At 51.7% G+C, this 21,257-nt stretch carries 21 protein-coding genes and 1 pseudogene; 13 read left to right on the top strand and 9 right to left on the bottom strand.

The annotated features are described in order from the left end of the window. Nucleotides 1–205: 205 nt before the first annotated feature. Nucleotides 206–541 (bottom strand): hypothetical protein, encoded by a 336-nt coding sequence (locus HMPREF2711_RS06795; protein WP_003684489.1) that lies wholly within the window; start codon nucleotides 539–541, stop codon nucleotides 206–208. A gap of 288 nt (nucleotides 542–829) precedes the next feature. On the opposite strand from HMPREF2711_RS06795, the gene HMPREF2711_RS06800 reads away from it, so the two are divergent. From HMPREF2711_RS06800 to HMPREF2711_RS06815, 4 genes are all read left to right on the top strand, one after another. Continuing rightward, nucleotides 830–1,324, top strand: a complete 495-nt coding sequence (locus HMPREF2711_RS06800; RefSeq protein ID WP_070615872.1) for a restriction endonuclease — start codon at nucleotides 830–832, stop codon at nucleotides 1,322–1,324. Nucleotides 1,325–1,345: 21 nt separating this feature from the next. Next, a complete protein-coding gene (locus tag HMPREF2711_RS06805; protein ID WP_070615875.1) occupies nucleotides 1,346–2,209 on the top strand; it encodes a mechanosensitive ion channel family protein in 864 nt (287 codons plus the stop codon). Between the two features lie 71 nt (nucleotides 2,210–2,280). Further along, nucleotides 2,281–3,147 carry a trafficking protein particle complex subunit gene (locus tag HMPREF2711_RS06810; protein ID WP_070615877.1) on the top strand — a complete coding sequence of 289 codons (867 nt, stop codon included), beginning with the start codon at nucleotides 2,281–2,283 and terminating at the stop codon, nucleotides 3,145–3,147. Between the two features lie 121 nt (nucleotides 3,148–3,268). Continuing rightward, nucleotides 3,269–5,305 carry a M3 family metallopeptidase gene (locus tag HMPREF2711_RS06815; RefSeq protein ID WP_003749050.1) on the top strand — a complete coding sequence of 679 codons (2,037 nt, stop codon included), beginning with the start codon at nucleotides 3,269–3,271 and terminating at the stop codon, nucleotides 5,303–5,305. A gap of 361 nt (nucleotides 5,306–5,666) precedes the next feature. Here the strand turns inward: HMPREF2711_RS06815 and HMPREF2711_RS06820 are convergent, their stop codons facing one another. Beyond that, a complete protein-coding gene (locus HMPREF2711_RS06820) occupies nucleotides 5,667–5,930 on the bottom strand; it encodes a hypothetical protein (RefSeq protein ID WP_003749052.1) in 264 nt (87 codons plus the stop codon). 234 nt (nucleotides 5,931–6,164) lie between these two features. Between HMPREF2711_RS06820 and HMPREF2711_RS06825 the strand changes: the two genes are divergently transcribed. Further along, entirely contained in the window at nucleotides 6,165–6,584 is a 420-nt protein-coding gene (locus HMPREF2711_RS06825) for a CopD family protein (protein ID WP_036492713.1), read from the top strand. Between the two features lie 38 nt (nucleotides 6,585–6,622). After that, the gene (locus tag HMPREF2711_RS06830; protein WP_070615879.1) at nucleotides 6,623–7,093 is read left to right on the top strand and encodes a CYTH domain-containing protein; all 471 of its coding nucleotides are present in this window, start codon (nucleotides 6,623–6,625) and stop codon (nucleotides 7,091–7,093) included. 155 nt (nucleotides 7,094–7,248) lie between these two features. Here the strand turns inward: HMPREF2711_RS06830 and ubiG are convergent, their stop codons facing one another. The 4 genes and pseudogenes from ubiG to HMPREF2711_RS06850 all read right to left on the bottom strand — a co-directional run bounded on the left by ubiG (nucleotide 7,249) and on the right by HMPREF2711_RS06850 (nucleotide 10,281). Continuing rightward, nucleotides 7,249–7,962: a bifunctional 2-polyprenyl-6-hydroxyphenol methylase/3-demethylubiquinol 3-O-methyltransferase UbiG gene (ubiG, locus tag HMPREF2711_RS06835; protein WP_003749057.1), complete on the bottom strand. Its 714-nt coding sequence runs from the start codon at nucleotides 7,960–7,962 to the stop codon at nucleotides 7,249–7,251. Between the two features lie 162 nt (nucleotides 7,963–8,124). Next, the gene (locus tag HMPREF2711_RS06840) at nucleotides 8,125–8,658 is read right to left on the bottom strand and encodes a c-type cytochrome (protein WP_003749061.1); all 534 of its coding nucleotides are present in this window, start codon (nucleotides 8,656–8,658) and stop codon (nucleotides 8,125–8,127) included. A 462-nt stretch (nucleotides 8,659–9,120) separates the two neighbouring features. Then, nucleotides 9,121–9,393 (bottom strand): GIY-YIG nuclease family protein, encoded by a 273-nt coding sequence (locus HMPREF2711_RS06845; RefSeq protein WP_003749065.1) that lies wholly within the window; start codon nucleotides 9,391–9,393, stop codon nucleotides 9,121–9,123. Next, nucleotides 9,390–10,281, bottom strand: a pseudogene (locus tag HMPREF2711_RS06850) (LysR family transcriptional regulator). Before HMPREF2711_RS06850 ends, HMPREF2711_RS06845 begins: the two are co-directional and overlap by 4 nt. A 119-nt stretch (nucleotides 10,282–10,400) precedes the next feature. Here HMPREF2711_RS06850 and HMPREF2711_RS06855 point away from each other — a divergent pair. From HMPREF2711_RS06855 to HMPREF2711_RS06870, 4 genes are all read left to right on the top strand, one after another. Then, entirely contained in the window at nucleotides 10,401–11,057 is a 657-nt protein-coding gene (locus HMPREF2711_RS06855; protein ID WP_003749068.1) for an NAD(P)-dependent oxidoreductase, read from the top strand. A gap of 91 nt (nucleotides 11,058–11,148) precedes the next feature. Further along, nucleotides 11,149–12,513 (top strand): tRNA uridine-5-carboxymethylaminomethyl(34) synthesis GTPase MnmE, encoded by a 1,365-nt coding sequence (gene mnmE, locus HMPREF2711_RS06860; RefSeq protein ID WP_003749070.1) that lies wholly within the window; start codon nucleotides 11,149–11,151, stop codon nucleotides 12,511–12,513. Nucleotides 12,514–13,542: 1,029 nt separating this feature from the next. After that, a complete protein-coding gene (rmuC, locus tag HMPREF2711_RS06865) occupies nucleotides 13,543–15,345 on the top strand; it encodes a DNA recombination protein RmuC (protein WP_003749072.1) in 1,803 nt (600 codons plus the stop codon). Nucleotides 15,346–15,383: 38 nt separating this feature from the next. Then, nucleotides 15,384–16,178, top strand: coding sequence for a glycosyltransferase family 8 protein (locus HMPREF2711_RS06870; RefSeq protein WP_070615881.1), 795 nt, complete (start codon nucleotides 15,384–15,386; stop codon nucleotides 16,176–16,178). A gap of 194 nt (nucleotides 16,179–16,372) precedes the next feature. On the opposite strand, the gene dapD is transcribed toward HMPREF2711_RS06870, so the two are convergent. The 3 genes from dapD to fur form a co-directional block, all read right to left on the bottom strand. Further along, nucleotides 16,373–17,194, bottom strand: a complete 822-nt coding sequence (gene dapD, locus HMPREF2711_RS06875; protein ID WP_003749076.1) for a 2,3,4,5-tetrahydropyridine-2,6-dicarboxylate N-succinyltransferase — start codon at nucleotides 17,192–17,194, stop codon at nucleotides 16,373–16,375. A gap of 262 nt (nucleotides 17,195–17,456) precedes the next feature. Beyond that, nucleotides 17,457–18,200, bottom strand: coding sequence for a leucyl/phenylalanyl-tRNA--protein transferase (aat, locus tag HMPREF2711_RS06880; RefSeq protein ID WP_036494039.1), 744 nt, complete (start codon nucleotides 18,198–18,200; stop codon nucleotides 17,457–17,459). Between the two features lie 77 nt (nucleotides 18,201–18,277). Further along, the gene (fur, locus tag HMPREF2711_RS06885) at nucleotides 18,278–18,775 is read right to left on the bottom strand and encodes a ferric iron uptake transcriptional regulator (protein ID WP_003682812.1); all 498 of its coding nucleotides are present in this window, start codon (nucleotides 18,773–18,775) and stop codon (nucleotides 18,278–18,280) included. A 151-nt stretch (nucleotides 18,776–18,926) separates the two neighbouring features. On the opposite strand from fur, the gene HMPREF2711_RS06890 reads away from it, so the two are divergent. From HMPREF2711_RS06890 to prmA, 3 genes are all read left to right on the top strand, one after another. Beyond that, the gene (locus HMPREF2711_RS06890) at nucleotides 18,927–19,322 is read left to right on the top strand and encodes an outer membrane protein assembly factor BamE (protein ID WP_003749079.1); all 396 of its coding nucleotides are present in this window, start codon (nucleotides 18,927–18,929) and stop codon (nucleotides 19,320–19,322) included. Nucleotides 19,323–19,331: 9 nt separating this feature from the next. Continuing rightward, nucleotides 19,332–20,141: a 4-hydroxy-tetrahydrodipicolinate reductase gene (dapB, locus tag HMPREF2711_RS06895; protein WP_070615883.1), complete on the top strand. Its 810-nt coding sequence runs from the start codon at nucleotides 19,332–19,334 to the stop codon at nucleotides 20,139–20,141. Between the two features lie 89 nt (nucleotides 20,142–20,230). Continuing rightward, nucleotides 20,231–21,118 (top strand): 50S ribosomal protein L11 methyltransferase, encoded by an 888-nt coding sequence (gene prmA / locus HMPREF2711_RS06900; RefSeq protein WP_003684134.1) that lies wholly within the window; start codon nucleotides 20,231–20,233, stop codon nucleotides 21,116–21,118. Nucleotides 21,119–21,257: the final 139 nt, after the last annotated feature.

Here is a 21,257-nt window from a genome sequence, read left to right on the forward strand (position 1 = left end):
ACCAATAGGGAAAGGTAGCCCACAACAAAGGGGAACGACAATGCCGAAACAATGCCAAGCACCCAGTAAATACATTGGTTCAGTACAGATTTTGCAGCGGTAAGCCGCAGCAGTTTTAAATACAGGGCAAACGAAGCAAAGGGGGTGAAAATACACCCCCTTTTTCTATAGAAGCCCCATATTAAAGGCCGTCTGAAAAACAGTTTTATTTAACGATTTCAACCGGGCCGTGGTCGTCGCAGTGGTCGCCGTGTTGGTGATGCAGACGGCCGTTGACGATGTAGTCGACATGATCGCCGTGCGGTACGGCTTCGTGGCCGCAACCTTCACCGTGAACGTGGCCGTGGCAGGTGTCAACCGGATGGCAGCCGTCAGGATTGGTTTCATTGACGCTCAGGGCATGCTCGTCGTAATGACCGTTGTGTTCATGGTGCAGGTGGCCGTCGTGCAGATAATCGACGTGGCCTTCGTGTTTGATGGCAGTGTGGCCGCAGTTTGCGCCGTGAACGTGGTCATGATGTTCGTGGGTTTTACAGGTCATTTTTCTCTCCTAATGTTCAGTGAATAGCAATCTTTCTCGATTGATTATTCCATCTTATCTTTTTTTGATCCAAGCGTAAAAAAATTTACAGTTATTAATATATTGTTACGATATATCATCTATTGATATATCAGCCTATTTTGTTTTTCAGACGGCCTTTTATTTATCATTCATTTATTTTCAGCGGGTAATTTAACCCTTTCCGCCTATGCTGAATATCGAATTTTTCAGCCGTAACGGGTAATATTGAAACCAAGGGATGTATTCTTCAAACAAACAGGTACTGCAATGGGAAAACAAGCCAGACTTTATATGGTTCGCAGCACGCAAGGTGCGCTTTATGATGTATTTTTTGAACGCGGTGTGGCGGCGTTGGCCTGGCCTATGCTGGCCGAAGCGGCGGCCAAGGGTTTTGGCCGTGAGGAACTGACGGATATTTACCGTTCGGCTGTGCCGGATGTGAAGTTGAGAACGGCGCAATCGGGTGCGGCTCAGATGTGGCGGTTTGTCAACGAGTTGGCCGATGGAGATGCCGTATTGACCTACTCGCCTGCCCTGCGCCGTTATCGGGTCGGCAGGATTACGGGCGGCGCGGTGCATTGTCCGCAATGGGACGATGAAAAAATGTCGCTGGTGCGGCCGGTTGAGTGGCTGGGCGAAGTGTGCCGTGATGATTTGAGTACGGCGGCGCAACGGGCTTTGGGCAGCGTGGCGACTTTGTTTGCGGTATCGGAAGCGTGTGCGGCAGAAATTTTTGAACGCATGGGTTTTCAGACGGCCTAAGAAGGGAAAGGAAACAGGATTATGTGGAACACCATGCATGAATGGCTGAACGCTTTGCCTGTCAGTGAAGAAATCATTAAATCGGCATTGATGTCGGTATTGATGATTATGGCCGTCATTGCCGGGCGCAGCATTTTGCTCTCGGCGCATTTTCGCAGCCATCCGGATTTGAGCATTGAAAACAAACGCCGCTCGCTGGTGTTCAGCCGCAACGTAACCATGCTGCTGATCCTGCTCGGGCTGGCGATGATTTGGGCGGCGCAGATTCAAACTTTAGCCTTGTCGATGTTTGCAGTGGCCGCAGCGATTGTGGTGGCGACCAAAGAGCTGATTATGTGTTTGTCCGGCAGCATCCTGCGCTCAGTAACCAAACAATACTCCATCGGCGACTACATCGAAATCAACGGCCTGCGCGGACGGGTGGTCGATATCAATATGCTGAACACGCTGATGATGCAAATCGGCCCTAATCCGTTGATCGGCCAGCTTTCCGGCAAAACGCTCTCGTTTCCCAACAGCCTGCTTTTGAGCCATACCGTGCGCCGCGACAATATTTTGGGCAATTATGTGATTCATACGGTGGAAATCCCCGTGCCGATTCATTTGGATTCGGACGAAATCATAGGCCGTCTGAAAGACGTGCTTGAGCCGTTGTGCGCGGCCTATGTTCCCGTTATCCAACAATATTTGGAAAACGTTCAAGCGCAAAAACTCTTTATTACCCCCGCCGCCCAGCCGCGCGTGTCCCGCGTGCCGCATGATGACAAGGTGTACCACATCATCGTACGCTTCGCCTCCCCCGTTTCCAAACGGTTGGAAATACAACAGGCCGTCTTAGACGAATTTTTGCGCACGCAATACCGACTGATCAACCAAACAAAATAGTACGGTTTGTTTATTGATACAATCAAATCCCTTACAATAATGAAGTTCACAATCAACAATAAGGAAAAGTCATGTTGCCCGAATCAGCCCTTGCCGAAATGTACCCCGTCATTATGACCCCCAGCCATGACGGCAAATATTTCCACAACTACACCCTCTCGCTTCTGAACATCGTCCACACCAACGCCTCCCTCGGCCTGCCGCTGCAAGTAATGATGCAGCGCGGAGAAAGCCTGATTACACGCGCGCGTAACAACTGCGTGGCCAAATTTTTGGAAAACAAAGAATGGACGCATTTATTCTGGATTGACTCCGACATCGGCTTCTCTCCCGACTCATTCTACCGCCTGCTCTTGGCCGATAAAGACGTTGTGGCCGGCGTTTATCCGCTCAAACGCGAAAACTGGCCCCAAGCAGGCCTTCCTGCCGGCATGACCCAAGCCGATTTTGAGCGCATGTACACTTCTTACACCGTCAACACCAACGACAAAAATGAAAACGGCGAAATCGTCCTGAAAGTAGATGAAGAAGGCTTTATGAAGGTTCATGACGCGCCAACCGGCTTCATGGTCATCAAGCGCAGCGTATTTGAAAAAATGATAGAGGCCTATCCCGAGTTGAACTACGTCTCCGACAGCGACTACAGCCCGGAAAACAAAGGCCTGCACTACCGCTTCTTCGACTGCATGGTCGATCCCGAAAGCAAGCGCTACCTGTCTGAAGACTACACCTTCTGCCACCTCTGGCGACAAATCGGCGGCGAAGTGTACGTCGATGTACAATCCAACCTGACCCACCAAGGCGCAAAAGTGTATCACGGCTCGTTTGCCGAATCCTTGCAAACCAATGTTGCCAATGCGGTTTACGCCCCCGAAGGCACCACCATGCGCCTCGAACTGGCCGCCCCGTTGCACGCCAATCCGCGCGGTCCGGAATAAGGTTGGCCGACAGGCAGGCAAAACACTTTAATTCTATCTGTCTGCCACCATATAACTCCTATCGTTTTCTTTTCAGACGGCCACAAGGCCGTCTGAATCCATCTTATTCAGGAGAAACCATATGAGCGACAACGTCCTGCTCCACTTGGGCGAAGAACCCCGTTTCGACCAAATCAAAACCGAAGACATCAAACCTGCCCTGCAAACCGCCATTGCCGAAGCGCGCGAACAAATCGCCGCCATCAAAGCGCAAACGCACACCGACTGGGCAAACACTGTCGAAAAACTGACCGACATTACCGAACGCGTCGGCCGTATTTGGAGCGTGGTTTCCCATCTCAACTCCGTAGTCGACACGCCCGAGCTGCGTGCCGTATACAACGAATTGATGCCAGAAATCACCATCTTCTTCACCGAAATCGGTCAAGACATCGAGTTGTACAACCGCTTTAAAATCATCAAAAACTCTGCCGAATTCGACACCCTCTCCCCGGCGCAGCAAACCAAGCTCAACCACGACTTGCGCGATTTCGTCCTCAGCGGTGCCGAATTGCCGCCCGAACAGCAGGCAGAACTGGCGCAACTGCAAACCGAAGGCGCGCAACTGGGTGCCAAATTCGCACAAAACATCCAAGACGCAACCGACGCTTTCGGCATTTACTTTGACGATGCCGCGCCGCTTGCCGGCATTCCCGAAGACTCCCTCGCCATGTTTGCCGCCGCCGCGCAAAGCGAAGGCAAAACAGGCTACAAAATCGGCCTGCAAATTCCGCACTACCTCGCCGTCATCCAATACGCCGACAACCGCGAACTGCGCGAACAAATCTACCGCGCCTACGTTACCCGTGCCAGCGAATTGTCCGACGACGGCAAATTCGACAATACGGCCAACATCGACCGCACCCTCGAAAACGCATTGAAAACCGCCAAACTGCTCGGTTTCAAAAACTACGCCGAGCTGTCGCTGGCAACCAAAATGGCCGACACGCCCGAACAGGTTTTAAACTTCCTGCACGACCTCGCCCGCCGAGCCAAACCGTTTGCCGAAAAAGACTTTGCCGAAATCAAGGCCTTTGCGTGCGAAAACCTGAATATCGAAGACCCGCAATCGTGGGATTTGAGCTACGCCGCCGAAAAACTGCGCCAAGCCAAATACGCCTTCAGCGAAGCCGAAGTGAAAAAATACTTCCCTATCAGCAAAGTCTTGGCAGGCCTGTTTGCCCAAATCAAAAAACTCTACGGCATCGAGCTGGCTGAAAAAACCGTCCCCGTTTGGCACAAAGACGTGCGCTATTTCGAGCTGAAACAAGACGGCCAAACCATCGGCGGCGTTTACATGGATTTGTACGCACGCGAAGGCAAACGCGGCGGCGCATGGATGGACGGCTACAAAAGCCGTCGCCGTTTCGCCGACGGTACGCTGCAACTGCCGACCGCCTACCTCGTCTGCAACTTCACCCCGCCTGTAGGCGACAAAGAAGCGCGTTTGAGCCACGATGAAATCATCACCCTCTTCCACGAAACTGGCCACGGCCTGCACCACTTGTTGACCCAAGTTGACGAAGTGGGCGTATCCGGCATCAACGGCGTCGAATGGGACGCGGTCGAGCTGCCTAGCCAATTCATGGAAAACTTCGTCTGGGAATACGACGTATTGGCGCAAATGTCCTCGCACGAAGAAACCGGCGCGGTATTGCCGAAAGAGCTGTTCGACAAAATGCACGCCGCCAAAAACTTCCAACGCGGTATGTTCCTCGTCCGTCAAATGGAATTTGCCCTCTTCGACATGGAAATCTACCATCAGGAAGATGAAGGCCGTCTGAAAGAATGGCCGCAAATCTTGGACAAAGTGCGTCAAGAAGTCGCCGTAACCCAACCGCCGGCATACAACCGCTTTGCCTTGAGCTTCAGCCACATCTTCGCCGGCGGCTACGCCGCAGGCTATTACAGCTACGCATGGGCGGAAGTTTTGAGCGCAGACGCTTACGCAGCGTTTGAAGAAAGCGACGACGTGGCCGAAACCGGCCGCCGCTTCTGGAAAGAAGTGCTGGCCGTCGGCGGTTCGCGCAGCGCAGCAGAATCCTTCAAAGCCTTCCGCGGCCGCGAACCAAGCCTGGATGCCCTGCTCCGCCACAGCGGTTTCGACAACGCAGCTTGATTTGAAAATCCGCCGTTTTAAACAGAACGGTTGCTGATTCAACACTAAAGGCCGTCTGAAATGTTTCAGACGGCCTTTTTATAATTAATTCAATATTTTCAGCAAAACAAATAAAACCATTCAGCCGATAAAACCACCCGGCACGGAACGCCGCAGCGGTTGCCATGCTCAATATTTTCCCAATGCGGAAGCCGCCCATAAAAACAGGGCATGTTCCCATGCCCTATCATTTGAATTTCAGACGGTCTTTCGGTTATCAAAACTTATTAGGAACAATGAGTGCGCCCTGCCCCTAACAAAATTTTCGAGAAAACAGAAGTCCGCATTTCAAACTCCTATCTCCCCCGGCCCATCGCTCAAATCAATTTTTGCCCTTTTTATCGCCGGCGGCCAAACGCATATTGATAAATTCCATCATCAAATCTTTTTTCGCCCAGAAAAAGGTTTTCATTTTTTCCAAAGAATAGATTTTCCGAATCATCGTCGGCAATCCTGCGTGAACAATGGCCGCGACTTCGCCATTGGTTGTTTCATTGTCCATGGCGGCTTTGAGGTTTAGATTGTGCGTATTCAGGTAGTCGCAAAGCGCTTTTCTGACGCTGCTGCTGATTTCAAATTGTTTCATGTTTTCCGTCCATAATGCTTTTATAGTTAAATAGCATAGGATTCTAGCAAGTTTTTTGCATTATGCATATCTCAATGTGCATATTATTGCGGAATTTACAATTTGGCTTTTGGGTAAAATCATGCCTGCAACACATTGTTGCGGCGCACCCTGTCGGATTGTTTTGACTATTTTGTTTCGGCCTGGGCCGCATTGCGGATAAAATAACGGTTTTAGGTGTTGAGGCCGTCTGAAATGTATTTGTGGTTTAAGCTGTTGCACATATTTTTTGTGATTTCTTGGTTTGCAGGACTGTTTTATCTGCCGCGGATTTATGTGAATCTGGCGCAATTGGAACCCGGCAGCGCGGAATATGTACGGCTGACGGATATGTCGCGGCGGCTGTACCGCTTTATGTCACCTTTGGGCTGGGGAACGCTGATATTCGGCGCGGCCATCGGCTTTGTCAACAATTGGTGGGGCAACGGCTGGCTGGCGGTTAAATTATTGTGCGGCCTGCTGCTCTTGGCCTACCAGCTTTATTGCGGCCTGCTGCTGCGCCGTTTCCAAAACGGCAGCAATGTGTATTCGCACCGCTGGTATCGGGTATTCAACGAACTCCCCGTTTTAATGATGGTGGCCGCGCTTTATATGGTGGTTTTCAAGCCGTTTTAATCTTCAGACGGCCTGTTTGGTAAATAAGGAAAGAATTCATGACGGTCGAAATTGAACGCCGCTTTTTGCTGGCGGATGACAGTTGGCGCGAAGCGGCAGGCGAGCCGCTGGTATTGCAACAGGGCTATTTGAGCGTGGAAAAAGAGCGCACCATCCGTGTGCGGATTATCGGTTCGCAAGCCTGGCTGACCCTGAAAGGCTATATTTCCGACATGACGCGCAGCGAATTTGAATACGAAATTCCTCTGGCTCACGCGCAAGCGATGATGGCGGATATGTGCCCGTTTAAAATGGAAAAATACCGCTATCGTGCCGAATTTGAAGGCTTTGTGTATGAAATCGACGAATATTTCGGCGACAATGCGCCCTTGATTGTGGCGGAAATCGAATTGCCGTCTGAAGATACCGAGTTCCCCAAACCGTCTTGGTTGGGCAAGGAAATCACGTCAGACGGAAAATTCACTAATGCGTATTTGAGCAAACATCCGTATTCGTCTTGGACGGAATAACGGGTACAACCCACATACAAAAAAGGCATGTATCAAACATGCCTTTTTTCTTTCTTTTCAGACGGCCTGATTTGCCTTACCGATATTTGCATCGAGCTGCTTTCGACATACCGTTTCAAATATCGGGCAAGCCCGTGTATTTTATCCGTGTAGTCTTATGCCGGACGGCAGGCCACCATGTAGTTAACTTCGGTCGAGTCGCACAGGGAATAACGGCCGCTCAACAAATTGTAGGTCATGCCCTTGCTGCCGACGGTATCCAATCCGGCTTGGCGGCACATGCGCGCGAGTTCTGCCGGCGTGATGAATTTTTTCCAGTCGTGCGTGCCTTTGGGGACGAATTTCAACAGATATTCCGCACCGACTATCAGATGCAGATAAGATTTGGGATTGCGGTTGATGGTGGAGAAAAACACCATGCCGTCTGGTTTGACCAGTTTCGCACAGGCTTGAACGATGGCGGCCGGATCGGGAACGTGTTCCATCATTTCCATACACGTTACCACATCGAAGCTGTGCGGCTGCTCGGCGGCGAGGTCTTCGACGCGGATGCAGCGGTAATCGATATTGGCAACGTGTTGGCTGGCCGCATGGGCAGCGGCGGTTTGCAGGGATTTTTCCGCCATATCGATGCCGGTCACGTGTTCTGCGCCGCGTTTGGCCATGCTTTCGGACAAAATACCGCCGCCGCAGCCTACATCCAACACACGTTTGCCTGCCAATCCGGCATAGCCGTCGATATAGTCGAGGCGCAAGGGGTTGATGTCATGCAGGGGCTTGAATTCGCCGTTTTTATCCCACCATTTGTCGGCGATTTGGCTGAACTTGGCGATTTCGCCGGCATCTACGTTGTCGTGTTGATTGCTCATGGTTTGCTCCTGCATAAAATCATTCGCCTGATTTTAGCCGATTGTGCTTCAAAATAAAATGTTTCAGACGGCCTTTGCCCGTTTATCGGCCCTATTTCAACTTTCATCCGCCTGCCCATAAAAAACGCACCTTGCGGCAAGGTGCGTTTCAATCGGCATGATTTAGAATTTAGCGCCAGATTCGTTGGCCATGTAGTCAACTGCGGCTTTCACTTCGTCGTCGCTCAAGCTGCTGTTGCCGCCTTTGGCAGGCATGGAATTAAAGCCTTCGAGGGCGTGCTTGTGCAAGGTGTCTTTGCCTTGTTTAATGCGAGGCGCCCAGTCTTCTTTTTTGCCTACGGCCGGAGCGCCGGGAATCAAGCCGCCGTGGCATGCTTTACAGTTCGCTTCAAAAACGGCTTTGCCGTCCACTTTGGCGGATTCGGCAGGCTTGGCTTCAGCGGCAGGTGCTTCGGCTTTCTCTTCGGGCTTGGCGGCTTCTTCAGGTTTGGTGACTTCCTCTGCTTTGCTGGCGGCGGCTTCAACCTTATCGGCAGCTTCTTGAGCAGCAGATGCAGTCGCATCGGCAGCAGAAGCGGCTTCGTTTTTCACTTCAGATGCAACGGCTTGAGCAGTCTCTTGTGTCTCCTGTTTAGCCTCTTGGGAACAAGCTGTCAAACCAGCCATCATCATTACGGCAATCAGTAATTTGTTCATGTTCTGTCTTTCCTTAATTTTATTTAAATCACTGTTTTATATAAACAGCTCAAAAATTCTAACACAGAAACTAATACTTTCGACCTACACTATAATAAATATTGGTATAAATCAGATTTTGTCACAAAAACTGAAAAACATATTGACACCACCTCTCTACTCGGATAGAAATTACCCCATTTGTCATGAAGCGCAATAACTTTCATTTTATTGTTCAAGCAGTTACTCATCTTATTTTCAAAGTTTCTTTTAAAATTCAACTTTTTACCGACTTCTCCATGAATAGCGTCAACCTGAAAGTCATCCCCATCCCAACCAGGCCGTCTGAACCCCAATCAGGTTTCAGACGGCCTTTTTGAATCATGTTAATAAACATTTGCCGCTTGGCCATGCAAAAGACACCGGCAGGCCTACTTGTTTATAGAGTTTTTCATATTCCGACTACGATTTAATCCAATACCATTAGCCTTTTGCCAAGGTTTCAGCTTCAGCCCACAAGCCCCGCTTCTGCTCCGCTGTCAATTTCTTAATCCCGATTTCCCGTTTCAGCGCCTCACTTTTAGTCAGGCCGTCTGAAACGATGCGCATCTCGACAGGCTTGTTCAAACGCGTGTATTTCGCGCCTTTTCCTGACAAATGCGCCGCAAACCGCTCTTGCGGACGGTTGCTGATGCCGCAATAAAACGCGCCGTTTTCGCACAAAATCAGATAAACACACCAATTTTCCGCGTTCATAAATTCCCTTCCTTGGCAAAACTCTCGGTAAAAATGCGCACGGCGGCTTCGGTTTTGGCAGACTGCACACGATAAGGCGTTACCAAATAAAGGCTGACCGGCGGCAATGTCCATTCGGGTAAAACGCTTTTCAGACGGCCTTGCGCAATTTTCTCCCTCACTTCGCCGCTCACCTGCAAAGACAAACCGAAACCGCTTTCGGTCAGGCTGCGCACAGCGGCCAAATGCGTGCAGGCAATGCTGTCGGCAATATCGAGAAAATAGCTTTCCCCTCCGTGTTGTAACGGTTGTGCGGACGGGCAGGAAGTGCAGCCAGCGGTGGGCATGAAGCTGCGAGGGATGGGTAATAGGCGGATGGCGGTCGAGATAATCGGGCGCGGCGCAAATGGTGTACGGCCAAGTAACAAGATGACGCGCGACCAGATTGGGATCGTCCAAAGCGCGGTCGCCGCCGCGTATGGCGATGTCGGTCTGATTGTGTTGCAGATCGTCCAAAGTATCGCTGAAATTAAGGATAGGACGGATTTTGGGAAACTCGGTTTGCAATCGCGAAAACGCCGTCTGAAAAGCGCGGGATTCGATGACCGTAGAAGTCAGGGCAATCCGCAATTCGCCGACGGGTTCTGTTTTCAGATTGTCGATAACGGTACGCGTATCGGACAAGGTAGCGGCGAGGCGGCGGCAGTATTCGCCCAGGGCGCGGCCGGCATCGGTCGGCGCAAGGCTGCGCGTGCTGCGGTTTAACAGCTTGATGCCGTGCAGGGTTTCGAGGCGGTTGATGTGCTGGCTGACCGCCGACGGGGTCATGCCCAGCGCGGCAGCGGCGGCGTTCATGCTGCCGTGTTCAAGGACGGTAGCGAAAACAAGCAGGGGTTTGATGTCTTGCATTTCGACTGATTATGTAGTTCAACTTCACAATCATAACAGCAAAACAGGGATTATCAAGCGTTTCAGACGGCCTTACAATGCACTCATCTAATCAATCACATCCCCACAAGGAGTCAAACATGAAAATCGCAGTTATCGGTGCAACTGGTTATGTCGGCAACGCAGTCGTGCAAGAATTGGCAGGCCGCGGTCATGAAGTAACCGCTTTCGCCCGCAACACGGACAAAGTGTTCCAAGCGCAAAATGTTGCCGCAGTCTCTGCAGATGTCAACGCAGCAGATTTTGCCGACAAACTGGCCGGTTTTGATGCCGTGGTCAGCGCGTTCAACCCGGGCTGGACCAATCCCAACATCGGCGCGGATTTCACGCGCGGCGCAAACAGCATCGTCGAAGCGGCAAAAGCGGCGCAAGTGCCGTATCTCTTGATTGTCGGCGGCGCAGGCAGCCTGTATGCCGCGCCCGGTTTGCAAGTTGTCGATACGCCCGACTTCCCGAAAGAAATTTACGACGGCGCCAATGCCGCACGCCATCTCTTGGCAGAACTCCTGCCGCGCCGCGACGTGAACTGGTCTTTTGTTTCCCCTCCGGCACGACTGGGCGCGGACGGCGGATTCGGCGAAGACAAAACCGGCAAATACCGTTTGGGCAAAGACGATTTGCTGATGGACGGTGAAATTCCGGCAGGCATCAGCGTGACCGATTTGGCAGTCGCCATCGCCGACGATGTGGAAAACAAAGCGCATTTGTTTGAACGCTTTACCGTCACCGCTGTTTAATCGTCTCAATTTAAAGGCCGTCTGAAACCCAAAGTTTCAGACGGCCTTTTGCTATAATACGCCCATTAAATTTACCTATACGCGAGTTCCCATGTCCGCATCCCAACCCACCATCGCCGCCATCGCCACCGCACCCGGACGCGGCGGCGTCGGTGTGATCCGTCTTTCCGGCAAAAACCTGCTGCCTTTGGTGCAAACCCTCAGCGGCGGCAAAACGCCCAAACCGCGCACCGCGCTTTACACCGACTTTCTCGGCGGCGACGGGCAGCCGATAGACAACGGCATCCTGCTCTACTTCGCCGCGCCCGCCAGCTTCACCGGTGAAGACGTGATTGAATTGCAGGGACACGGCGGCCCCGTGGTGATGGACATGTTGCTCTCGCGCTGCCTCGAACTGGGCGCACGCATGGCCGAGCCGGGCGAATTTACCAAACGCGCCTTCCTCAACAACAAACTCGACCTTGCCCAAGCCGAAAGCGTCGCCGACCTCATCGACGCCTCCAGCAAGTCCGCCGCACGCATGGCGTTGCGTTCGCTCAAAGGCGCGTTTTCCCAACACATACACGAGCTGGTGGACGACCTTATTACTTTGCGGATGCTGGTTGAAGCCACGCTGGACTTCCCTGAAGAAGACATCGACTTTCTCGAAGCCGCCGACGCGCGCGGCAAGCTCCAAGCCCTGCAAGGCCGTCTGAAAACCGTCCTCGCCAGCGCGGAACAAGGCGCGATTTTGCGCGAAGGCATGAACGTCGTCCTCGTCGGCGCGCCCAATGTTGGCAAATCCAGCCTGCTCAACGCCTTGGCGGGCGACGACATCGCCATCGTAACCGACATCGCCGGCACCACCCGCGACACCGTGCGCGAACAAATCACTCTCGACGGCGTGCCCGTCCACATTATCGACACCGCCGGCCTGCGCGAAACCGACGACGTGGTCGAGCAAATCGGCATCGAACGCAGCCGCAAAGCCGTCTCCGAAGCCGATGTCGCCCTGATTCTGATTGACCCGCGCGAAGGCGTGAACGCCAAAACCCAAGCCATTTTGAACAGCCTGCCCGAAGGTTTGAAAAAAATCGAAATCCACAACAAAGCCGACCTGACCGGCGAACCCGTCGCCGTCCGTTCAGACGGCCTCGCGCAAACCGGTGCGGACACCGTCATCAGCCTGTCCGCCAAAACCGGCGCGGGTCTCGACTTGCTCAAACACGCGCTGTTGCAGGAAGTCGGCTGGCAGGGCGAAAGCGAAAGCCTGTTCCTCGCTCGCAGCCGCCACCTCAACGCCCTGCACGAAGCCGAAGCCGAGCTGGAAAACGCCGCCCTCTGCGACAACAACCAAATCGAGCTTTTCGCCGAACACCTGCGCCTCGCCCAAAACGCGTGCAGCGAAATCACCGGCGAATTCACCGCCGACGATTTGCTGGGCGTGATTTTCTCGCGCTTCTGTATTGGCAAATAAAACGGTTTGCCATCAAATAAAAAGGCCGTCTGAATGTTCAGACGGCCTTTTTTATCACCAAAACAAGCTTTGTTTTACTCGTATTTATTTATCGGCAGCTTCTGCCATATTCTTGACGATATTGGTCGCACCCACTGTCAAACCGGACATGCCGATCAGAGAAGCCGCGGCCAATTTGATTAATTTTTTCATTCTGACTCTTTTCTGTGTATTGATTGAGGAAGCGTTGTGTGTTTTTATTTGTCGGCATCAGCCATATTGTGGGCAATATTGGTTGCACCGGCGGTCAGGCCGGACATGCCGATTAAAGAGGCTGCAGCCAGTTTGATTAAAGTTTTCATTGTTTGTCTCACTTTCTTGTCTGTCGGCCGAAAAACGGCCTAAGTTGCGTTTTCTAAAGTATTGTAATTAATTCGTTTATAATTGAATTATTTGTGTACAGCCGTTTCAATATTACGGGAGATACCGATAGCAGAAGCGGATATTCCGGACATACCGATTAAAGAAGCGGCAGCAAGCGTTATTAAATTTCCCATTTTCATTAATCCTTTTTCATAGAAACAAAATGTTATTTAACAACATACACATTTTTTCATCGGCATCTGCGCTACCGACAGGGCGAATCATACCGTTTTAAATGTAAACTAATACAGCTTAATCGTAAATATATAGCGCAAAAATCAAACATACCAATATTTTTTGTTAATTTCCATTATTTTTTGAAAATGACACCGATGTCTTACCAAATGACACCGATGTCTTGATTACATACGCACTACAAATGTGTTTCATTTCCCCCATAAAATCGCGCCTTTTTTGTTGCAAAATTGCACTATAATTAAAATATATTTTAAGATTCAATATCTTATGAATTTATATTTTTTACAACAAAAATATTTAATTAGTCAAAACCAATACCTTTGATAGCTTCTTTTAAAGAAAACACACGTTTCTAGCGCATATCCGACCATAAAATGCGTTGCAAATATATGATATAGTGAAACATTCCGTGTATTGACTATTTCCAGCATGAACACCACCCTAATCCTGACCGGCGCGGCCGCATTTTTTATCGGCGCGCTGTTTGCTTGGCTGATAACACGCTACCAAGCTCAAAGCCGACACTTTACCGTTTTGCAAGAATTGGCCGAAGCCCGCCGCCTGCATGAGTTTGCCGAGCAGGTACAGGCTCAAACTACGGCAGACTTGGCGCAAAGCCGCCATACCGTGCAGGAATTGCAAGATGAATTGCAGGAGACGGGCAACCGCTTTGCCGCGGCCGAAAAACAAATTGCCTATCTGCAAGATTGCGAGGCCGAAGCCGAAACCTTAAAACACGAATGTGCAAAATGGCAGCAAAGCGCGCAAAACCTGCAAATCAACAATGAGCGCCTAAACACGCAGCTGGTTCAAGAACAGGCCTTGAGTGCGGATAAAAATACGCTTTTGCAACAGCAGGAAACGGAAAAAGGCCGTCTGAAACAAGACTACGACACGCTGTTAGAGCAAAACCATGCGCTGCAAGTCCAAAACGAACGCCTCTCCACACAACTGACCCAAGAAAAAGCCAATATCGACGACAAAAACAGCCTTTTACAGCAACAGGAAGCCGAAAAAGGCCGTCTGAAACAAGAATACGCCGCCCTTTTGGAGCAAAACCACGCACTTCAAGTCCAAAACGAGCGCCTCAACACCCAATCGGAAAAAGACCGTCAGGCCGCCGAAGAAAAATTGGCCCTGCTGGCAGATGCGCGTCAAAACCTGAGCGACCAGTTCCAAAACCTCGCCAACACTATTTTGGAAGAGAAAAGCCGCCGCTTTACCGAGCAAAACCACGACCATCTCCAGCAACTGCTCAATCCGCTCAACGAACGCATCCACGGCTTCAGTGAGCTGATTCAGCAGACTTATGAAAAAGAAGCCAAAGAACGCCTGACTATCGAAAACGAGCTCAAACGCCTGCAAACCCTCAACACTCAGCTCCACCACGATGCTAAAGCGCTGACCACCGCGCTGACCGGCACGCAAAACAAAACCCAAGGCAACTGGGGCGAGATGATTTTGGAAAGCGTATTAGAAAATTCCGGCCTGCAAAAAGGCCGCGAATACATCGTTCAAGCCTCCAGCGTCCGCCACGAAGCAGACGGCACCCAGCGCCGCCTCCAGCCCGACGTCCTCATCAATCTGCCCGACAACAAACAAATCGTCATCGACTCCAAAGTATCGCTGACCGCCTACGTCCGCTATACGCAAAGCACCGGCGCAGAAGCAGAGCGCGAGCTTGCCAACCACGTCGCCAGTATCCGCGCCCACATCAAAAGCTTGGCAGCAAAAGATTACACCGACCTTGAAGGCGTCAAAACGCTGGACTTCGTCTTTATGTTCGTCCCTGTCGAACCTGCCTACCTCCTCGCCCTGCAACACGATCCGAACCTCTTCCAAGAGTGTTTCGACAAACGCATCATGCTGACCGGCCCCAGCACCCTGCTCGCCACCCTGCGCACCGTTGCCAATATCTGGCGCAACGAGCAGCAAAACCAAAACGCGCTGGCCATTGCCGAGGCCGGCAGCAAACTCTATGACAAATTTGTCGGCTTTGTCGAAAGCATGGACGGCATCAATAAAGCGCTTGGTCAGGCACAATCCCAGTTTCAGACGGCCTACAGCCGCTTGGTTTCCGGCAGGGGCAACCTCATCAGCAGCACTGAAAAACTGCGCAAATTGGGCATCAAAGCCGGCAAACAACTGCAACGGGATTTAGTAGAAAAGGCCGTGTCGGAAACCGAAGACCACGCCGCTTTACCCACCACACAAAATCAAGAAAATGACTGAAAAAATTTAAGACATTGCAAATAAAGGGAATTTAATCAATGAGCAACATCACCATCGTCCTTGCCGCCGATACCGGCTACGCCGAGCAGGTTCATACCCTGATGAAGTCCGTCTGTACGCACAATACAGGTGTCAATTTCTACCTTATGCACAACACCTTCAGGAAAGAATGGATCAACTATACCAACCAAAAACTCGCCGCCAGCGGCAGCCGTCTGAATGACGTCAAAATCGAAATGGACTTCAGCCAATATCGCCGCCTGTCCCATATTTCGGATGCCGCATTTTTCCGCCTGATGATGCAGCACCTGCCCGTCGACCGCGCCCTTTATCTCGACAGCGATATGGTGGTTACCCAATCCCTGCACGATTTGTTCAACCTCGATATGCGCGGCTATCCCGTTGCGGCGGTACAAGATTCCTTTCTTGCCCGTACCGAATGGAGTCACCCGACCGGCCTGCACACCACACCCTATTTCAATTCCGGCATGCTGCTGGCCGATTTGTGTCAATGGCGCAAACACAATATCGCGGAGCAACTGCTGCAAACCGCCGCCACCATTGATAAAGCCGTCCCCTTTGGTGACCAATGCTTTCTAAACACCGTATTTCAAGAAAACTGGCTGCAATTGGAAGAATCTTGGAATTTCCAAACAGGCGCAGTCGAATACTTCCAAAAACGAAACCTCAGCGAAGTATTCCCCAAACCCGACACCGTCCCGCCCGTTATCCACTACACCACACGCGCCAAACCGTGGTTGTGCGATTATGGCGAAATTCCTTTTATCGAAGTCTATTGGCAATACTATTGCGCCGATTGGCCGAAAGCGTAACTTCAGGTAGGAACTTCCATTCTCTACAATTATCTTTAAACAACCCATCATCAAAAACAAAAGGCCGTCTGAAATCGTTTCAGACGGCCTTTGAGCCATAAAAAACAGGCAGAACATTCTGCCTGTTTTGTGTTCAAACCCGACCGTAAAGCAGGCTTTTTCACCTACCCTCAACCGGCGTCATCGTTATCCGATTAAATACCGCGCAACAATTCATTCACGCTGGTTTTCGCACGGGTTTGCGCGTCCACGCGTTTGACGATAACTGCGCAGTAGAGGCTGTGGCTGCCGTCTTTGGAAGGCATGCTGCCAGATACGACAACCGAACCAGCCGGTACGCGGCCTTGATAGATTTCGCCGGTAGTGCGGTCGAGGATTTTGGTGGATTGACCGATGAACACGCCCATAGAAATCACGCTGCCTTCTTCGACAATCACGCCTTCGACGATTTCAGAACGCGCGCCGATGAAGCAGTTGTCTTCAATGATGGTCGGGCTGGCTTGCAAGGGTTCGAGTACGCCGCCGATGCCGACGCCGCCGCTCAAGTGAACGTTTTTACCGATTTGTGCGCAAGAGCCGACAGTCGCCCAAGTGTCGACCATCGCACCTTCGTCAACGTATGCGCCGATGTTGACATAAGAAGGCATCAACACGACATTTTTCGCCACAAAGCTGCCGCGGCGGGCAACCGCACCCGGAACTGCGCGGAAGCCTGCGCTGCGGAATTCGTCTTCAGACCAGTCGGCAAACTTGGTCGGCACTTTGTCAAAATATTTGTTCACGCCGTCGTTGAGGATTTCATTATCCTGAATGCGGAAAGACAGCAATACGGCTTTTTTCGCCCATTCGTTGACTTTCCATTCGCCCACACCCAAACGCTCGGCAACGCGCAGTTTGCCGGAGTCGAGTTGATGAATGGTTTCCAAAACCGCTTCACGCACTTCCGGGGTAACGGTATTCGGATTGATTTCGGCACGGTTTTCAAAAGCCGTTTCAATGATGTTTTGCAAAGACATGTTGATTCCTTCAAGAGATCAGGGCCGTCTGAAACCTATTCAGGCCGCCCTATTACAAATATTTAACTCGTTATTTTGCCATGTAAAAGCGATTTCGTCAGCTATTAACATGATGAGTGCCGCGCGTTACACGGCCGGATTTCGGCTAGGCCAAGATTTTCAGACGGCCTGTTCAAGTGAATGGAATAGCATTTATTTTCTAACTAATTTTCCAGCTACGATATGCAAGCTGTCGATTCTACCGACACGCCGTGCCGATAAATCAATTACCACCAATCTTTTGTAGAAGATTTTCAGCCACCACGCCACATTCAATATTCCGCTTTAACGGTTTCGCATTTAAATCCTTCAAGGCCGTCTGAAAATCGGCAAAATCCATCAACTGCGAACCGAAACGGCGCATATGTTCCGTATCCTGCTGACAGTCTATCAGCGCAACGCCCAAATCCGCCAAAAATGGGACGGCGCAGGCAAACGCAATCTTTGACGCATCGGGACGCAAAGCAAACATCGACTCGCCATAAAACACACAGCCGATTTGCACGCCGTAAAACCCGCCAGCCAACTGCATTTCGCCTTGTTCATCCGGCAGCCAGCATTCAAACGAATGCGCATACCCCTGATGGTGCAACTTCAAATAGGCCGTCTGAAACGCAGGTTCTATCCACGTTCCGTCCTGTTCCGGACGCGGCACATCGGCGCAATGGGCAATCACTTTTTCAAAACAGCAGTTGACCGTTACCCGATACGGCTTGTTACGCAAAGTTTTGGCGAGCGAACGGCCGATATGCAGGCTTTCCGGCACAATCACGGCTCGCGGCGCAACCGCATACCAGAAAAACCAACCGTCGCGGCTAAACCACGGAAAAATCCCCTGCCCATACGCCGACAACAGCCGCCCCGTATCCAAATCGCCGCTGACACCGACCAAGCCGTCGCATTCTGCCAAAGCGTAAGACGGTTCGGGGAAACGATAATCCCGTGGCGCAAGTAAAGGAATTTTCATCGTAAAGCCCATAAAGTTTCAGACGGCCTCAAGCTGAAAACGCCCAAGGCCGTCTGAAAAATCAACATACAAACTGATTAACGTTTGGTTTTGGTTTGGCATTCGCCGCATACGCCGTACATATACAGCGCGTGATCGACGATGCGGTAGCCGTTTTCTTCGGCGATTTTGTCTTGCAGCGCTTCGATTTCCGGATTGTGGAATTCGGTTACTTCGCCGCATTTCACGCAAACGATGTGGTCGTGATGATCGCCTTTGTCCAATTCGTAAACCGCTTTACCGGTTTCAAAATGGTGGCGTTGCAAAATGCCGGCCTGTTCAAACTGGGTCAGCACACGGTAAATCGTCGCCACGCCGATTTCCACGCCCTCTTCCAACAGGATGCGGTACACATCTTCCGCACTCAAATGCTCCTCGGCATGAGTCTCGAACAAGTCCAAAATTTTCAAACGCGGACCCGTAACTTTCAAACCACTGTCTTTCAATTGCGCAATGTTGCTGAATTTTTCCATAATATTCAATATCCCTGTAAGGTAATAACCGTTATAATACGCACTTTCCGCCCGTTTGCCCACTATTGGGCCGTTAAAGGGCGGCAATCTGCCGCCGGTCTTGCAATTGAAAATCGGCGAAAAGAAAAATTAAGAAGATGATTATCGTTTGCTTTTTAAAAATATTCAAGCGATGATAAACATCTTTTCCGAAATGACACAGAAAGGTAAGCCCGTGAATAAAGCCTTATGCCTTGCCATCGCCGCTATTTTAGGTCTGGCCTCATGCAGTGCCGAGCGCGTATCCAACTTTCCATCCTACAAACTCAAAATCATTCAAGGTAACGAGCTCAATCCTCGCGCCGTGGTTTCCCTGCGCCAAGGTATGACCCGCGACCAAGTCCAACTGCTGCTCGGTACGCCGCTCCTGCGCGACGCCTTCCATGCCGACCGCTGGGATTACACTTTCAACACCAGCCGCAACGGCATCATCAAAGAACAAAGCAACCTGACCCTGTACTTTGAAAACGACGTCCTCGCACGCGCCGAAGGCGATGCCATTCAAAAATCCATCGAAGCAGTTCAAGCCGGACAAAACATCGTTCCGACCACCGAAACCAAGCCGAAATAAGGAAGCCCCATGAGCGCATTGAAAATCGCCATTGCCGGCGTCAACGGCCGCATGGGCCGCGTCTTGGTTGAAGCAGTCAACAACCATCCCGATGCCGTCCTCTCCGGCGCACTCGAGCATTCCGGTTCGGAAGTATTGGGTTTGGATGCAGGCTTCGCCTCCGGCCTCAAAACCGGCGTTGCCATTTCAGACGACGTGGATGCCGTACTGGCCCAAAGCGATGTCCTTATCGACTTTACCCGCCCCGAGCCAACCCTGAAACACCTGCAAAAATGCGTGGAAAAAGACGTCAACATCATCATCGGCACCACCGGTTTTGACGACGCAGGCAAAGCCGCCATCCAAGCCGCAGGCGAAAAAACAGGCGTTGTCTTCGCCGCCAACTTCAGCGTCGGCGTCAACCTGACCTTCCACATCCTCGACACCGTCGCCCGCGTGTTGAACGAAGGCTACGACATCGAAATCATCGAAGGCCACCACCGCCACAAAGTCGATGCCCCAAGCGGTACCGCATTGCGCATGGGTGAAGTCATTGCCGACGCCCTCGGCCGCGACCTCAAAGAATGCGCCGTTTACGGCCGCGAAGGCCACACCGGCCCGCGCGATCCGTCCACCATCGGTTTTGCCACCGTCCGCGCAGGCGACATCGTCGGCGACCACACCGCCCTCTTCGCCACCGACGGCGAGCGCGTGGAAATCACCCACAAAGCCAGCAGCCGCATGACCTTTGCCGCCGGCGCCGTACGCGCCGCAGTTTGGGCAAACGGCAAAAAAGGCCTGTACGATATGCAAGACGTATTGGGTTTGAAAAACCGATAAACCCGCATTATCAGGTTTCATCCCTGACAAGGCCGTCTGAAAGCACAACGTCGATTTTCAGACGGCCTTATTAAAAAGAAAGCCCCACCATGTCCTATCAACAAATTACCATCAACGTCAACGATGCCGTCGCCGAACGCCTTGCCGACGCGCTGATGGAACACGGCGCATTGTCCGCCGCCATTGAAGATGCCTACGCCGGTACAGAAAACGAGCAGGCCATTTTCGGCGAGCCGGGCATGCCGACCGAGCAAATCTGGCAACAAAGCAAAGTCATCGCCCTTTTCGGCGAAAGCGACGACGCCGCTTCCATTATCGAAGCCGCCGCGCAGGAATGCGGTTTGAACGATTTGAAATACACCGGCGAAATCCTTGAAGATCAAGACTGGGTACGCCTGACCCAAGCGCAATTCGACCCGATTCAAATTTCCGACCGCCTGTGGATTACCCCGTCTTGGCACGAAGCGCCCAACGGCAACGCCGTCAACCTGCAACTCGACCCGGGCCTTGCCTTCGGCACCGGCAGCCATCCGACCACCCGCCTCTGCCTCAAATGGCTCGACACGCAGCTCAAAGGCGGAGAAAGCGTATTGGACTACGGCTGCGGCTCCGGCATTTTGGCCATTGCCGCCCTCAAACTCGGCGCAGGCTCCGCCATCGGCGTAGACATTGACGAACAAGCCATCCGCGCCAGCAAAGACAATGCCGCGCAAAACAACGTCGACGCGCAGTTCTACCTGCCGGACGGCCTGCCGCAAGGCCAATTTGATGTCGTTGTCGCCAACATTCTGGCCAACCCGCTGCGTATGCTCGGCGAAATGCTTGCCGCACGCACCAAACAAGGCGGCCGCATTGTCTTGTCCGGCCTTTTGGACGAACAAGTCGAAGAACTCAGCGGCATTTACAGCCAATGGTTCGACATCGAGCCTGCCGAAATCGAAGAAGGCTGGGCGCGATTGAGCGGCGTCAAACGCTAAAGCTGTTTTCCGATACAAAGGCCGTCTGAAATTTAAGCTTTCAGACGGCCTTTTTGTACTTAAAACGCTGAATATTCCAGCAAAATCAGGTATAATTGCCTATTATTTTGACCTTTCGGAACACATCCGCCGCGCCCGT

Origin of the sequence: Neisseria sp. HMSC070A01 (genome assembly GCF_001810165.1) — a bacterium.
GTDB lineage: Bacteria > Pseudomonadota > Gammaproteobacteria > Burkholderiales > Neisseriaceae > Neisseria.

What these genes read in the sequence shown, in the direction of transcription:
- HMPREF2711_RS06840 (WP_003749061.1), bottom strand. Translation starts at nt 8,658, where the DNA reads ATGAACAAATTACTGATTGCCGTAATGATGATGGCTGGTTTGACAGCT.
- rmuC (WP_003749072.1), top strand. Translation starts at nt 13,543, where the DNA reads ATGAACACCACCCTAATCCTGACCGGCGCGGCCGCATTTTTTATCGGC.
- HMPREF2711_RS06830 (WP_070615879.1), top strand. Translation starts at nt 6,623, where the DNA reads ATGACGGTCGAAATTGAACGCCGCTTTTTGCTGGCGGATGACAGTTGG.
- aat (WP_036494039.1), bottom strand. Translation starts at nt 18,200, where the DNA reads ATGAAAATTCCTTTACTTGCGCCACGGGATTATCGTTTCCCCGAACCG.
- HMPREF2711_RS06800 (WP_070615872.1), top strand. Translation starts at nt 830, where the DNA reads ATGGGAAAACAAGCCAGACTTTATATGGTTCGCAGCACGCAAGGTGCG.
- dapD (WP_003749076.1), bottom strand. Translation starts at nt 17,194, where the DNA reads ATGTCTTTGCAAAACATCATTGAAACGGCTTTTGAAAACCGTGCCGAA.
- dapB (WP_070615883.1), top strand. Translation starts at nt 19,332, where the DNA reads ATGAGCGCATTGAAAATCGCCATTGCCGGCGTCAACGGCCGCATGGGC.
- prmA (WP_003684134.1), top strand. Translation starts at nt 20,231, where the DNA reads ATGTCCTATCAACAAATTACCATCAACGTCAACGATGCCGTCGCCGAA.
- HMPREF2711_RS06855 (WP_003749068.1), top strand. Translation starts at nt 10,401, where the DNA reads ATGAAAATCGCAGTTATCGGTGCAACTGGTTATGTCGGCAACGCAGTC.
- ubiG (WP_003749057.1), bottom strand. Translation starts at nt 7,962, where the DNA reads ATGAGCAATCAACACGACAACGTAGATGCCGGCGAAATCGCCAAGTTC.
- HMPREF2711_RS06845 (WP_003749065.1), bottom strand. Translation starts at nt 9,393, where the DNA reads ATGAACGCGGAAAATTGGTGTGTTTATCTGATTTTGTGCGAAAACGGC.
- HMPREF2711_RS06795 (WP_003684489.1), bottom strand. Translation starts at nt 541, where the DNA reads ATGACCTGTAAAACCCACGAACATCATGACCACGTTCACGGCGCAAAC.
- HMPREF2711_RS06820 (WP_003749052.1), bottom strand. Translation starts at nt 5,930, where the DNA reads ATGAAACAATTTGAAATCAGCAGCAGCGTCAGAAAAGCGCTTTGCGAC.
- HMPREF2711_RS06805 (WP_070615875.1), top strand. Translation starts at nt 1,346, where the DNA reads ATGTGGAACACCATGCATGAATGGCTGAACGCTTTGCCTGTCAGTGAA.
- HMPREF2711_RS06815 (WP_003749050.1), top strand. Translation starts at nt 3,269, where the DNA reads ATGAGCGACAACGTCCTGCTCCACTTGGGCGAAGAACCCCGTTTCGAC.
- HMPREF2711_RS06825 (WP_036492713.1), top strand. Translation starts at nt 6,165, where the DNA reads ATGTATTTGTGGTTTAAGCTGTTGCACATATTTTTTGTGATTTCTTGG.
- HMPREF2711_RS06870 (WP_070615881.1), top strand. Translation starts at nt 15,384, where the DNA reads ATGAGCAACATCACCATCGTCCTTGCCGCCGATACCGGCTACGCCGAG.
- mnmE (WP_003749070.1), top strand. Translation starts at nt 11,149, where the DNA reads ATGTCCGCATCCCAACCCACCATCGCCGCCATCGCCACCGCACCCGGA.
- HMPREF2711_RS06810 (WP_070615877.1), top strand. Translation starts at nt 2,281, where the DNA reads ATGTTGCCCGAATCAGCCCTTGCCGAAATGTACCCCGTCATTATGACC.